General features: G+C 64.9%; 10 protein-coding genes. 4 read left to right on the plus strand and 6 right to left on the minus strand.

Annotated elements, in window-relative coordinates; genetic code table 11:
* Window positions 1-72: 72 nt before the first annotated feature.
* The 6 genes from C8267_RS07255 to C8267_RS07280 form a co-directional block, all read right to left on the minus strand.
* On the minus strand, window positions 73-1,449 hold the full coding sequence (locus tag C8267_RS07255; RefSeq protein ID WP_106634218.1) for a lipid biosynthesis B12-binding/radical SAM protein: 1,377 nt from the start codon (window positions 1,447-1,449) through the stop codon (window positions 73-75).
* Entirely contained in the window at window positions 1,446-2,333 is an 888-nt protein-coding gene (locus tag C8267_RS07260) for an LpxL/LpxP family acyltransferase (protein ID WP_106634219.1), read from the minus strand. Before C8267_RS07260 ends, C8267_RS07255 begins: the two co-directional genes overlap by 4 nt.
* A 4-nt stretch (window positions 2,334-2,337) precedes the next feature.
* Window positions 2,338-2,583 (minus strand): acyl carrier protein, encoded by a 246-nt coding sequence (locus tag C8267_RS07265; RefSeq protein ID WP_106634220.1) that lies wholly within the window; start codon window positions 2,581-2,583, stop codon window positions 2,338-2,340.
* Window positions 2,580-3,809, minus strand: a complete 1,230-nt coding sequence (locus C8267_RS07270; RefSeq protein ID WP_087361902.1) for a beta-ketoacyl-[acyl-carrier-protein] synthase family protein — start codon at window positions 3,807-3,809, stop codon at window positions 2,580-2,582. The genes C8267_RS07265 and C8267_RS07270 overlap by 4 nt, the downstream gene beginning before the upstream one ends.
* Before the next feature lie 277 nt (window positions 3,810-4,086).
* Window positions 4,087-4,830 carry a 3-oxoacyl-ACP reductase FabG gene (gene fabG, locus C8267_RS07275; RefSeq protein WP_087361901.1) on the minus strand — a complete coding sequence of 248 codons (744 nt, stop codon included), beginning with the start codon at window positions 4,828-4,830 and terminating at the stop codon, window positions 4,087-4,089.
* Window positions 4,831-4,992: 162 nt separating this feature from the next.
* Window positions 4,993-6,537 (minus strand): HAL/PAL/TAL family ammonia-lyase, encoded by a 1,545-nt coding sequence (locus C8267_RS07280; protein ID WP_087361900.1) that lies wholly within the window; start codon window positions 6,535-6,537, stop codon window positions 4,993-4,995.
* Between the two features lie 460 nt (window positions 6,538-6,997).
* Here C8267_RS07280 and C8267_RS07290 point away from each other — a divergent pair, with 460 nt between their 5' ends.
* The 4 genes from C8267_RS07290 (at window position 6,998) to C8267_RS07310 (ending at window position 14,235) form a co-directional block, all read left to right on the plus strand.
* Window positions 6,998-7,597, plus strand: coding sequence for an RNA polymerase sigma-70 factor (locus tag C8267_RS07290; RefSeq protein ID WP_087361898.1), 600 nt, complete (start codon window positions 6,998-7,000; stop codon window positions 7,595-7,597).
* 463 nt (window positions 7,598-8,060) lie between these two features.
* Window positions 8,061-9,050, plus strand: coding sequence for a FecR family protein (locus tag C8267_RS07300; RefSeq protein WP_087362008.1), 990 nt, complete (start codon window positions 8,061-8,063; stop codon window positions 9,048-9,050).
* Between the two features lie 288 nt (window positions 9,051-9,338).
* A complete protein-coding gene (locus C8267_RS07305) occupies window positions 9,339-12,635 on the plus strand; it encodes a SusC/RagA family TonB-linked outer membrane protein (protein ID WP_234025727.1) in 3,297 nt (1,098 codons plus the stop codon).
* A gap of 13 nt (window positions 12,636-12,648) precedes the next feature.
* Window positions 12,649-14,235, plus strand: coding sequence for a SusD/RagB family nutrient-binding outer membrane lipoprotein (locus C8267_RS07310; protein ID WP_087361896.1), 1,587 nt, complete (start codon window positions 12,649-12,651; stop codon window positions 14,233-14,235).
* Window positions 14,236-14,259 lie beyond the last annotated feature (24 nt).

A 14,259-nucleotide genomic window follows, 5' to 3' on the forward strand; every position in this document is an offset into this window, starting at 1 on the left:
CGGTGGCCGGGCGCATATTCGTTGCAGCCTCCGCGGCTGCCTCCTTTGTTGCGACCTCCGCGGCGGCGGGCCTTACGGTTTTCTCAGATACTCCCATAGCGGTCCCTTTCGGTTGCGTTCGATTCTCAGTTTGTCCATCAGCGCGTTGGCCTCGTCGTCAGGGAAGACCCACGCCTTGCCCGTCGCGAGCGCCTCGGCGCGCGCCTGCTCCAGGTCGAAGTCGGGGCAGAGCCAGTAGCGCGGCTCGATGAGCGTGTCGTCGGGCGAGACGACCCCCTGCTCGACGGCCAGCCTGTGGAGCCGCGTGTGGGGGTAGATGCGCATCCCCACGTAGGGGAAGATGACGCTGTGGCGGATGTGGCGCGCACGGGCAATCCCCCGCCGCACGCTCTGCATCGTCTCGCCCACGCCCCCCAGGATGAGGAAGTGGGCGTAGTAGACGTTGGCCGCGAGCGCCGCCTCGGAGGCGCGCAGCACGTCGTCGAAGGTGAAGCGCTTGCCGTAGGCCTCCAGCGTCGCGTCGTCGAAGGACTCCGTCCCGAACTCGATGTGGGTGAGCCCCGAGCGGCGGTAGAGCTCCAGCTCCTCGCGTCCGAGCCCCAGCGGGGTGAAGTAGGCCCCCCAGCGGATGCCCGCCTCGCGGCGGATGAGCTCCTCGGCCAGCCGCGCGTTGAAGCCCGGACAGATGTTGAAGACCGAGTCGGTGAAGAAGAGGTAGTCGACCCCCATGCTCCGCTTCAGGCGGATGATGTCGTCGACGATTTTCGCGGCGTCGAGCGTCCGCATCGTGCGGCCGTCGATGACCGGGTAGGAGCAGTAGACGCAGTCGTAGGGACAGCCGCGCTTGGTCTGGATGTTGAGCATGCCGCTGTACTTCCAGTAGTAGGCGACCCACTCTTGCTCGAACTCGACGTCGAGCTCGTGCAGGTAGCGGCTCCGCGGCCGGGGATAGGGCTCCCGGTCGGCTGCGCCGCCGCGCAGGAAGAGTCCGTCGATGCCGTGCGGCTCGCGCCCCTCGTCAAGCGCCTCGAGCAGCTGCGCCAGGCTCTCCTCCCCCTCGCCGGCCAGCCCGTAGTCGGCGCCGGTCGCCTCCATGAAGTGCTCGGGGAAAATCGAGAAGCCCGCCCCGCCGATGAGCAGCGGCGCCGTGCAGGCGCGGCGGACGGCCTGCGTGATTTCGAGGTAGCCCGCCAGGAAGTTCCCCTCGCGCAGCGAGTTGGCGCCGTCGACGTTGCGCAGCGAGACCCCCACCACGTCGGGCCGCTCGCGGCGGATGAGCTCCTCGAGCTGCGCGACGCTCCCCAGGTTGCAGTCGAAGAGCAGCACCTCGTAGTGGGGCATCCGCCGCCGCAGGTAGCTCTTCAGATAGGAGAGCCCCAGCGGGTAGACCGGATAGGGCTCCCGATGGCGGTTGGCCGAGACGAGCAGGATGCGGCGTTGCGGTGTCATTTCCAGAAGTCGTAAAAGTTGAACCACTGTTCGGGGTAGCGGTGCAGGATTTGTTCGAGCGATGCGGCGTAGCGGTCGAGCAGCTCGGCGCTCCCGATGCGTTCGTCCCCGCGGGCGAGCAGCTCGAAGTGGAAGCGGTAGCGGCGACCGCGCTCCCGCATGGCGTAGTAGACCACTACGGGCACCTGCAGCTTCGAGGCGAGGCGGAAGGGGCCCTCGGGGAAGCTCGCCTCGCAGCCCAGCAGCCGGTGGCGGAGCGTGTGGCGCGGCGAGAGGTAGCGGTCGCCCTGGAAGCAGACATACTCGCCGCCGTTGAGCGCCACCTTGATGCGGAGCATCGTGTCGAGCGTCGGCCCGTTGATGGGAATCACCTTGTAGCCGCACTCCTCCGTGTTGCGTTCGACCACGCGGCGGATGCGTTCATACTCGGCGTCGTACATCACGATGTTGATTTTGCGGCCGTACTTCCCGAAGAAGTGTGCCCCGGCCTGCCAGCAGCCGACGTGCGCCCCCAGCACGACCACGCCGCAGCCGCTCTCGAGCAGCGCGATGAAGTCGTCGTAGTTGTCGAAGAGGAAGCGGTAGCGGCCGGCTGCCCCGCCGCCGATGGCCACCTTATCGATGAGCGTCTGCCCGAAGCGGTAGTAGTGGCGGAAGAGGGCCGCCGCGGCGCGCAGGGGTCCGTATCCGAGCCTTCGGCGGCAGTAGCTCCAGACGGCGGCCGTGGCGCGCGGCGCGCAGGGGATGAAGTAGACGACCACCAGCGCCAGGAAGGCGTAGGCGGCGCGGATGCCGACGTAGCGGATGAGCAGAACGAAGAATGCGTAACCGAATCCTCCGCCCCGCGACTTTCCGTTCCATCCCGCCGGGCTTGCGCTCTCCATGCCGCTAAGCGTTGAGTTTCGAGATGATGAGGTTGTCGAAATCCTCGAACGTCCGCACGCCGACGAAGTCGGGTCCCTTGAGCGTGACGCCGAAGTTCTGCTCGACGAGGACCACAACGTCCACCAGGTCGAGGCTGTCGAGGCCCAGCACCTCCTTCAAATCCCCCTCGGGGGTGATTGCGGAGGGGTCGATTTCGAACTCTTCGGCCAGCACCTCCTTGATTTTTGCTTTGATTTCTTCGTTTGTCATGGTTCGAATTTTTTGACGATTAACGTCGAGTTGGTCCCTCCGAAGCCGAACGAGTTGCTCAGGAAGGTCGAGAAGGGTCGGTCGACGCGGCTGGCCGGGATGTTCAGGTGGCACGAGGCCTCGTCGGGCTCCTCGAAGTTGAGGTTCGGGGCGATGAATCCCCGCTGCATCATCAGTACCGAGTAGACCACCTCGCTGGCTCCGGCCATCCACATCTCGTGGCCCGTCTGCGACTTGGTCGAGGTGACGTAGGGCTTCCGCTCGCCGAAGACCTCGTGGATGGCCAGCGCCTCGTTGAGGTCCCCCACGGGGGTCGACGTGGCGTGGGCGTTGATGTACTCGATGTCGGCGGGGGTCATTCCGGCGCAGCGGAGCGCCATGCGCAGCGAGCGGGCCGGGCCGTCGACGTTGGGCGAGGAGATGTGCTCGCCGTTGGAGGAGAATCCGTAGCCGACAATCTCGGCGAGGATTTCGGCTCCGCGGCTGCGTGCCGACTCGTAGCTCTCGACGATGAGCGTTGCGGCGCCGCCGCTCGGCACCAGACCGTCGCGGTGGCGGTCGAAGGGGCGTGAGGCGCGTGCGGGCTCCTGCTCGCGGATGGAGAAGGCGCTCAGCGCGTCGAAGTTGCCCACCGAGAAGAGGTTGACCTCCTCGGCGCCGCCGCAGACGACGCACTGCTGCAGCCCCTGGCGGATGAGCAGGTAGGCCATGCCGATGGCGTGCGAGCCGCTGGCGCAGGCCCCCGAGACGGTGAAGTTGATGCCCCGCAGGTTGAAGATGGTCGAGAGGTTCATCGTCACCGTCGAGTTCATCGACTGGAAGATGTTGCCCGAGCCGACGAGCACCGTGTTGTGCTTCTCGCGGATGACGTCGGCGCCGTGAATGACGGCCTCGGCGCTGCTGTCGTTGCCGTAGAGGATTCCGGTCTCGTGGGCGAGCAGCCAGTCGGTGTCGATGCCCGCCTGGGCGAGCGCTTCGGCGGTAGCGACGTAGGCGTAGGCCCCCTGCTCCGAGAGGCACATCCGCTGGCGGCGGTCGAGCGCCTTGCGCAGGTCGGGTTTGCGGAGGATGCCGGTGAGTGCGGAGCGGTAGCCCATCTCCTTGCGTGCGGGGTCGAGGCCGATGCCCGAGCGGCCGCAGTAGAGCGACTCGGCAACCTGCTCGCGGTTTTCACCGATGCAGGAGTAGATGCCCATGCCCGTGATGACGACTCTGTGTTGTTCCATTGCTTGCGTGTATAGCCTTGTTTGCCTGTGTACAGGTTCCTTTTTGGTTTGTTTTCTCATTCTGGTCCGGTCCGGCTCTTCGGTCTGGCACGTTCGGGGCTTCCTTGTTCGGTTCGGCCCCGGCCTGCCCGGTCTCTCCGGCCTGCCCGGTTCAGCCCCGGTTTGCCCGGCCTCTCCGGCCCGGTTCGGTCCCGGTCTTTTCCGGCCCGTCTCTTAAAAAATTGCGGCCCGGCCCCTTTTGGTCTCCGGCGGCCATTTCCGCCCTCCCCGGCGCGGGTCAGAGGATGCCTCCGTTGATGGAGATGACCTCGCCGGTGATGTAGGAGGCCTTCTCCGAGGCGAGGAAGGCCACCAGGTCGGCCACCTCCTCCGGTTCGCCGAAGCGTCCGGCGGGGATGGTACGCCGCAGCGCCGCCTCGTCCAGGTCGGCCGTCATGTCGGTGCGGATGAAGCCCGGGGCGACGGCGTTGACCGTCACCCGCTTCTTGGCCACCTCCTGGGCCAGCGCCCGCGTGGCGGCGATGAGTCCCCCCTTGGCCGCCGAGTAGTTGACCTGCCCGGGGAGCCCCTTGATGCCCGAGAGCGAGACGATGTTGATGATGCGTCCGTACTTGCGGACGAGCATCCCCTTGAGCAGCGGCTGCGTGACGTGGAAGAATCCGTCGAGGTGGGTGCGCAGCACGCCGTACCAGTCCTCGTGGGGCATCCACAGCAGCAGCCCGTCGCGGCGGATTCCGGCGTTGTTGACCAGCACCTCGACCGCCTCGTCGGGATGCGCCTCGAGCCAGCCGCCCAGGGCGCGCTCCGCGGCCTCGCGGTCGGCCACGTCGAAGGGGAGCAGCTCGCCCTCGCCCCCTTGCCGGCGAATGAGCGCAAGGGTCTCCTCGGCGGCCGCCGCATTCGCAAGGTAGTTGACCAGCACATGGTAGCCCATGCCGGCCAGACGCAGCGCCACGGCGCGTCCGATGCCGCGGCTTGCCCCCGTCACGAGGGCGTATCGTCTCTTCTGGTTCGTCTCCATATTATCCGTAATCGGAGCGGGCGGTTCCCGTTGCGGGGTTCCGCACGCTCCGTGTTTGTTTTCCGTCGTTTCGCTCCGGTCCGGCTCTCCGGTCCGGTCCTGTATTTCAACTCCGCTCCCGAGCTCTGTCCCCGGTCCCCGGCCCTCTTCCGGCCCACCCGGTTAGAGAAGCCCGGCGGGTTGCGTGCGCATGAGCTGCTCGAGGCGCTCAATCTCGCGGTACTTGGGCGTATCCTCGCGGAAGGCCGGCACCTCGGCGCGTACCCGGTCGTAGAGGCGGCGCGTCGCCGGTGCAAGCTGCCCGGCAATCTCCAGACAGTCGACCGCCTGGGCCAGCGCCATGAGGTGGATGGCCATCACCTGATAGCCGTTCTCGACCACCTGACGGCAGAGCAGCGCCGCATTGGTACCCATGCTGACGATGTCCTGGTTGTCGTTGTTGTTCGGGATGCTGTGGACATACATCGGGTTGGAGAGCGTCTGGCTCTCGGCCGTGGTCGAGGTGGCGGTGAACTGCGCCGCCTGCAGCCCGTAGTTGAGTCCCAGCTTGCCCAGGTTGACAAACGGAGGCAGGATGCCGTTGATGCGGTCGTGGAAGAGGTAGTTCATCTGCCGCTCGGCGAGCATCGTGAGCTTTGTGGTGGCAATCTTGAGCTTGTCCATCTCCAGCGAGACGTAGTCGCCGTGGAAGTTGCCGCCGTGGTAGACGTTGCGCGTGAGGGGGTCGACCACCGGGTTGTCGTCGACCGAGTTGAGCTCGTTGACCAGCACCTCCTCGGCGCCCCGCAGCGTGTCGAGCACCGGACCCAGAATCTGGGGGATGCAGCGCAGCGAGTAGTAGGGCTGGACCTTGTGTTCGAAGTGCTGCTCGGTGTGGCGGTGGTAGAGCACCGTCTCGCGCTTGAGCAGTCGCTGCCCGCCCTCGGCCGCACGGCGCATGGCTGCGGCGATGTCGCGCTGCCCGGCGTGGAGCTTCATGGCGTTGAGCTCCTCGGAGAGGAAGTCGTCGTACGACGAGGCTATTTCGTTCATCAGCAGCGAGGCGGCCACGGCGTAGTCGAGCAGGCGGCGCACCTCGAGCAGGTTGACCAGCCCGATGCCCGTCATCACGGCCGTGCCGTTGGTGATGGCCAGCCCCTCGCGCAGGTGGATGCCCAGCGGGGTGATGCCCTCGCGGGCGAAGACCTCGGCCGTCGGGCGGCGCTCCGGGACGCCGTCGCGCTCGACGAAGACCTCGCCCTCGCCGATGAGCGCCAGTGCAATGTGGGCCAGCTGCACCAGGTCGCCGCTGGCGCCGACGCTGCCGTGGCGCGGCACGACGGGGGTGATGCGGCGGTTGAGCAGCTCGGCCAGCAGGGTGATGACCTCGGGATGAACCCCCGAGCGGGCCTGTGCGAAGGTCTGGATGCGGGCCAGCATCGCCGCACGTACGCAGACCACCGGCAGCGGTTCGCCCGCACCGGCGGCGTGGCTGCGGATGATGTTGTACTGGAGGGCTCTGAGGTCTCCGTCGTCGATGCGGTACTGGGCCATCGGGCCGAAGCCGGTGTTGATGCCGTAAATCACCTTGTCGGAGGCGAACTCCTCCAGAAAACGATAGCACTCCTCCACCTCGAGGAGCATCTGCTGCTGCGGCGCGACGCGCCCGCCGCCGAAGAGCACCTCTTCGACCTGCTCCAGACGCAGCCTGTTTCCGATTTGAATCATGATGCGGACCCTTTTTAAGACGGGAATGGTTCCCGAGCCGCTCCTTCCCTTCGAATGCGATGCGTCTGTCCGGGCTCTCCGGGCGCTTTTTGCGACCGTATCCAAAAGGCAAGAGTTGGACAAAGATACAAAATATTTCGCAAAATATGTCTGTTTTGGCGCGAAGTTCTTCTCCGTTCGGGCTGCCTTCGGGTCCGAACGGTCCGCACGGGGCCGGCACGGTATTTCCGGGGCGGTTTTGCGGAGGCGGATTTGCGGGGCGTTTTTTTGAGGTGGGCGGTTTGCCGGGATGGAGCGGGCGCGGCGGCTTTTTGGACGGCGGAGGGCGATTTTTTTCGACAGGAAGTGGGCCCTCTTCTTTGTATTTTTCCGACGAAATAGTATTTTTGTATTCGGGGAACCCCCATTTACCGCGGCGGACGGCAGTCTTCCTGCCGCTCCCGGGGCGGACCGCCGAACTATGGAAAAGGAGCGATACGACACGTTCGATTTCGAGGACAACCGTCGGGTTGTCGAGGCTTTGCGCAGCGGAGACGAGCACTGTTTCGATGCTCTGTTCCGCCGTTGCTATAGGCCGCTGTGCGCCTATGCCTCGCGCTTCGTCCCCCTGTCGCGTGCCGAGGAGCTGGTGCAGGATACCCTCCTGTGGCTCTGGGAGAACCGCCGCACGCTCATCCCCGAGATGCCGCTCCGCTCGCTGCTCTTCACCATCGTCCGCAACAAGTCGCTCAACAGCGCCTCGCGCAACTCATTGCGCAACCGCATCCTGCGCGAGCTGGCCTCGGATTTCGAGGAGGAGTTCGACGACCCGGCGCTCTACTTCGAGAGCGAACTGGCGCGCCGCTTTGCGGAGGCGCTGCGGCGCCTTCCCGAGGAGTTCCAGCAGACCTTCCGCATGCACCGGCTCGAGGGGAAGACCCACCGCCAGATTGCCGAGGAGCTCCACGTCTCGCCCCAGACGGTCAACTACCGCATCGGTCAGACGGTGCGCTTCCTGCGCGAGGAGCTCCGCGAATACTGGCCGGTGCTCGTGCTGCTGCTGGGCTTCAAGCTCCGGTAGCGTCGGGGCTTCACCGCCGAATGGCGTTCCCTCCCCGTTCCTCCGCTCCGTCTTCCCGGCAGACCCCGGTCCGATTTTCCAGTTTTTTCCAGCATTTTCCAGTTTTTTCCAGTTTTTTCCAGTCTTTCCGTTTTTTTTCGCGTCTCCCCCGTTTTCTTCGTTCTCTTTCCCCCCCCCGTTTCCGCACCCGCTTCCACGCTCGCCCTGCTTCTGTCGGCCCCGCCGCCGCTCTGTCCCGCCCGCTCTCGTCCGCCTTGTCCCGCTCTGTCCTGGCCTGCGGCTCGTCCTGTCCCGTCCCGCCTGCCCCGGCCTTCTTTCCCGCCTCCCTGCCCCGAAAATCCTCCCCGAAATCCTCCCCGAAAATCCTCCCGGACCGGCGCGGCATACCTTTTTTTGAAAAAAATGCAGGGCGCGGTTAGTATCTTTGCCCGCCCGATTGTATTACTCATAGATGAACATCCCGATGGAGACACCGCAAATCACCGAAGAACGCCTTGCCGCCTACCTGCGCGGAGAGCTCCCGGCCGCCGAAGCGGCCGAAATCGAAGCGTGGTACGACGCCTCGCCCGCCAACCGGCGGACGATGGGCGAGGTCTACCGCATCCTCTGCCTCAACGACCGGCTCCGCGCCGCCGAAGAGGTCGACGTCGAAGGCTCGCTGCGCGCCGTCAAGCGCCGGATGCGCCCCCGCCGCGCCCCGCTGCGCCGTCTGGTGTGGCGCTCTGCCGCGGCCGCGGCCGTCGTGCTGCTGGCCCTCGGCCTCTGGTTCGAGACCCGCACGCTCGCCGAGCGGCTCGAACGCCCCGTGGTGGTCTACACCGACCTGGGCGAACGCTCGCAGGTCGAGCTGCCCGACGGCACGAAGGTGTGGCTCAACTCGTCGAGCCGCATCGAGTACCGCACTCCGCTCTTCTCGCGCGAACGCCGCGTGACGATGAGCGGCGAGGCCTACTTCGAGGTGGAGCACGACGCCGCGTCGCCCTTCATCGTCTCGAGCGGCGGACTGGACATCAAGGTGCTCGGCACGAAGTTCAACATCCGCAACGACGCCGCCCGCCACCGCGTAACCACCGTCCTGCTCGAGGGCTCGGTGGCCGCCGCACTCTCGGGCAGCGAGGAGTATGCGGTCCGCCTGCGCCCTGCACAGATGCTGCTCTTCGACAGCGAGACCCGCTCCATGCAGCTGCGCGACTGCCCCGCCGCCTCCAACTCCATCGACTGGATTGAGGGCCACTTCCGCTTCGAGCAGACCACCTTCGAGCAGATTGTCTCCGAGCTGGAGCGCTACTACAACGTCGAGGTGCGCTTCATGGACGACAGCCTGCGCGGCGAGCGCTTCTCGGGCGACTTCCACCTCGAGGACGGCATCTACCACATCATGTCGGTGCTGCAGCTCACCTACAAGTTCCACTACAAGGTCAACCGCGACAACATCGAGCTCTACGCCAACTGACCCGCCGGCCCGCCGGGGCCGCGCCGGGGGGCGATACCAGGGGGGCGACGCCAGGGTGCACACGGAAAGAACGGAACGAACGATACGAACAACAGGAACCTGAAATAAAATATGAACGAAAACTTCGAATGCCTATGAGTCGATAACTACCATCCGACCGGACGCCGTCCGCGCGACGGCGCAGCAATCTCCAGAAATTTATAACCAAACCTAAAACAACCCATGAAAAAACAAACCTTGCGACGGGCAGGGGGAGTGCATCGTGCATGCGCACGCCTCCGCTGTCTGTTGATTGTTCCGGTCCTGCTGCTTTCATGCTTCGGCCTGAAGGCCAACGCGCAGACCGCCGAACCCCGCGTCACCGTCGAGGTGCGCGACGCTTCTCTTTCCCAGGTATTCCAGTCCATTCAGGAGCAGACGGGCTACTCGTTCGTCTACAACAGCTCCGACATCAACCCCGCCGAGCAGGTGAGCCTCTCGCTCCGCAACGCGACCCTCGCCTCCGCCCTCGACCGGCTCTTCGCCGGCCGCGGCATCGGCTATACGCTCAAGGACAAGCACATCGTCCTCTCGCGTACGGCCGACCGTACGGCAGCCCGCCAGGGCGCCCGCCCCGTGCGCGGCGTCACGGGCTCGGTCAAGGACGCCAAGGGCCTCGGCCTTGTGGGCGCCACGGTGGTTATTAAAGGTACGACCGTCGGTGCGGCCGTCGACGCCGAGGGCAACTTCTCGCTGCCGCAGGCGCGTCAGGGCGACGTGCTCGAGGTCTCGCTCATCGGCTATGCCAAGCAGGAGATTCCCGTCACGGACTCCGCGCCGCTGCGCATCGTCATGCATGAGGATACGGAGGTGCTCGACGCCGTGGTGGTGACGGCCCTCGGTATCAAGCGCTCGGAGAAGGCGCTGACCTACAACGTGCAGGAGGTCTCGGGCGACATCGTCAACGGGGTCAAGGACGCCAACTTCGTCAATGCCCTCTCGGGTAAGGTCGCCGGTCTGCAAATCAACGCCAGCGCCTCGGGTACGGGCGGTTCGACGCGCGTGGTGATGCGCGGCGTGAAGTCCATCAACGGCAACAACAACGCCCTTTACGTCATCGACGGTATCCCGATGCCGAGCCTGCGTTCGGAGCAGACGGCCGGCATGTACGAGACCCCCGACGGCGGCGACTACGAGGGTATCTCGAACCTCAACCCCGAGGACATCGAGTCGATGTCGATTCTCTCGGGTGCCACGGCCGCCGCGCTCTACGGTTCGCAGGGCGCCAACGGTGTGATTCTCATCACCACGAAGAAGGGTGAGGAGGGACGCCTCCGGGTCAACTACTCGAACAACACCACCTTCACCGCGCCCTTCGTGATGCCCGAGTTCCAGAACCGCTACGGCACGGCCGAGACCTCGCCCTCGATGAGCTGGGGCTCGCCGCTGGCCCATCCCACCTCGTACGACCCGCGGGACTTCTTCCAGACGGGCTACAACACCACCAACTCGGTTTCGGTCTCGGCGGGCAACTCGCGCAACCAGACCTACGCCTCGGCTGCCTCGGTCAACTCGCGCGGCATCATCCCCAACAACGTCTACAACCGCTACAACTTCTCGCTGCGCAACACCACGGAGCTGGTCAAGGACCGCCTGACGCTCGACGTGGGTGCCACCTACATGCGCCAGTACGACCGCAACTCGCTGGTGCAGGGTCTCTACCACAACCCGCTCATCCCGATTTACCTCTTCCCGCGCGGCGATGATATCCGCAAGTACCAGATTTACGAGCGCTACGACGCCACGGACGGCTACATGAAGCAGTTCTGGCCGCTGGAGTTCCTCACCGGCGTGGAGAACCCCTACTGGGTGACCAACCGCGAGCTCTTCGAGAATACGGCCCACCGCTACACCTTCAACGGTACGATGAAGTGGGACATCACCTCGTGGATGAGCCTCACGGGCCGCGTGCGTCTGGACAACACGACGATGAACTACACGCGCAAGATTTACGCCTCGTCCGACGAGCTCTTCGCCTCGAAGTACGGTAACTACCTCGACCATACGGCCGTCCACAACAACCTCTACGCCGACGCCCTGCTGAGCATCAACAAGACGTTCCTCGACGACCGCCTCTCGCTGCAGTTCAACCTGGGTGCCAGCCTCATGGACGACAAGAACAAGGTGACGGGCTTCGAGGGCCACCTGGCCACGCAGCCCAACAAGTTCACCCTCTTCAACATCGACATGAAGCACTCGCAGACGAAGCCCTACATGAGCCGCTACCACGACCAGGTGCAGGCCGCCTACGCCACGCTGCAGCTGGGTTGGAAGGGGATGCTCTACCTCGACGTGACGGCCCGCAGCGAGTGGGCCTCGCAGCTCGCCTTCACCGACAGCTACAACATCTTCTACCCGTCGGTGGGCCTCTCGGCCGTCATCTCGTCGATGACCGACCTCTCGCGTGCAGGCATCTCGTTCCTCAAGGTGCGCGCCTCCTACGCCGAGGTGGGTAACGCCCCCGAGCGCTACATCACGGGCCGCAACTACCCCATCAGCGTGGGCGGTGTCATTGAGTCGGAGACCGCTGCACCGGCCGTCAACCTGACGCCCGAGCGCACGAAGTCCTTCGAGGCGGGTCTCAACGCCAAGTTCCTCGGCGGCAAAATCTGGCTGGACGCCACCTACTACAACACCAACACCTACAACCAGCTCTTCAGGTACGATGCACCTCCCAGCACGGGTTACAAGCAGGCCTACATCAACGCCGGCAAGGTGAACAACTGGGGTATCGAGGCTGTTGTGGGCTACAAGAACACGTGGCGCGACTTCTCGTGGTCGACCAACGTCAACTTCTCGATGAACCGCAACGAGGTCAAGGAGCTCGTGCCCGAGGGTACGCGTGACGTTGCGGGCAACCTGGTTTCGGTCGACGAGGTCAACATGGACTACGGCGGCTACCGCATGCAGGTCAAGAAGGGCGGCTCGATTGGCGACTTCTACGTGACGGGCTTCAAGACCGACGAGTTCGGCCACATCTACGTCGACCCCAACTCCAACACGGTGACGCTCGACCGCAACACGTGGGTCTACGGCGGCAACACCGAGGCGCGCTTCCGTCTGGGATGGAACAACCAGTTCTCCTGGAAGGGCATCTCGCTGGGCGTGCTCATCGACGCCCGCATCGGCGGCCACGGCGTCTCGGCCACGCAGGCCCTGATGGACGAGTACGGCGTCTCGGAGGCCTCGGCCCAGGCACGCGAGAACGGCGGCGTATGGGTATCCGACACGCAGCAGATTCCCGACGCGAAGACCTTCTACGCCAACTCGGGCAACGGTATGTCGATGCTGGCCCACTACGTCTACTCGATGACCAACGTGCGCCTGCGCGAGCTGACGCTCGGCTACGACCTGCCGTCGAAGTGGTTCAACGACAAGGTGGGCATGAGCGTGGCGCTCGTCGGCCGCAACCTCTTCATGTTCTACAACAAGGCTCCGTTCGACCCCGAAATCACCGCCTCGACGGGCACCTACTACCAGGGGCTCGACTACTTCATGCAGCCTTCGGTCCGCACCCTGGGCTTCAGCGTAAGACTCCAATTCTAAAACACCCGACGCAATGAAACGAAACATCATAACGAACCTGAGCCAGGGGCTCTTCGCGGTTGCCCTCTCGGGCCTGCTGCTGGGCTCCTGCACGAGCGGCTTCGAGAAGTTCAACACCAACCCCGACTCGGCTCAGAACATCGACCAGAAGACCCTCATTACGACCATGGAGATGGATGCCGTCATCCCCTGCAGCGACGAGGGCGCCAACGCCTACCAGCGCGCCTGCAACCTGATGGGTGACTCCTACTCGGGCTACATGGCGGCCATCAGCTCGTTCGACAACGGCGGCGTCAACACGACCACCTATGCGCTCGACGCCACCGACTACAACAACGTCCCCTTCTCGGTGGCCTTCACCAACGTGATGTCCGCCTGGCTGACGCTCAGCTACGCCTACGAGGCGGGGCAGATTACCGAGGACACCTTCGCCGTGGCCGAGGTGCTCAAGGTCTTCGCGCTGCAGCGCGCCACCGACATCTACGGACCGCTGCCCGTGACCCACTTCGGTGAGACGGAGAACCCCTACGACGCGCAGGAGACCGTCTACATGAAGCTCTTCGAGGACCTCAACGCGGCCATCGCCGTGCTGGAGGAGTACGCCACCAACTCGCCCGACGCCACGCCGCTGCAGGAGGTCGACATCGTCTACCAGGGCAGCTATCCCAAGTGGCTGCGTCTGGCCAACTCGCTCAAGCTGCGCATGGCCATGCGCGTGGTCTACGTCATTCCCGACCAGGCCCGTGCGTGGGCCGAGGAGGCCGTCACGAGCGGCGTCATCGAGTCGGCCGACGAGAGCGCGACGCTGGCAACCGTCGGTTCGATTCAGGTCTTCAACCCGCTGGAGGAGGTCTGGAACGCCTACGCCGACACGCGCATGGGCGCCACGATGGATGCCTACCTGAACGGCTACAAGGACCCGCGTCTGGCCACCTACTTCAAGCCCTGCGAGGATGGCCTCTACCACGGCGTGCGCAACGGCATCGCCGCCATCAGCAAGGAGTACTACCTCGGCATGTCGGTGCCCAACGTCGACAAGACGACGCCCGTACGCTGGCTCATGTCCTCGGAGGTCGCCTTCCTGCGCGCCGAGGGTGCGATGCGCGGCTGGGCGATGGGCGGTGACGCCGAGAGCTTCTACCGCCGCGGCATCGAGCTCTCGTTCCTCGAGAACGGCCTTTCGGCCGCCGAGGCTGCAACCTACGCCGAGAGCGAGCTGACGCCGGCCGCCTTCGAGGATGCCTCCGGCTCGACGACCCACTACAACATCGCCGCTCCGTCGCAGATTACCGTCAAGTGGGACTCTTCGGCCGACTCGGAGCAGATGCTCGAGCGCATCATCACCCAGAAGTGGATTGCCATGTTCCCCAACGGACAGGAGGCGTGGTCGGAGTTCCGCCGCACGGGCTATCCGCGGATTTTCCCCATCGTCAACGACCGCAGCAACGGCACGGTGGATGTCAACGAGCAGATTCGCCGCATGACCTTCCCGCGTTCGGAGTACTCGAACAACCGCGCGGCGCTCAACCGCGCCATCCGGCTGCTGGGCGGCCCCGACCAGGGCTCGACCAAACTCTGGTGGGACAAGAAAAACAACTAACCTGAAACCTTAAGACGAAATACG

The sequence above is a fragment of the Alistipes sp. Marseille-P5061 genome (assembly GCF_900290115.1).
Lineage (GTDB): Bacteria > Bacteroidota > Bacteroidia > Bacteroidales > Rikenellaceae > Alistipes > Alistipes excrementigallinarum.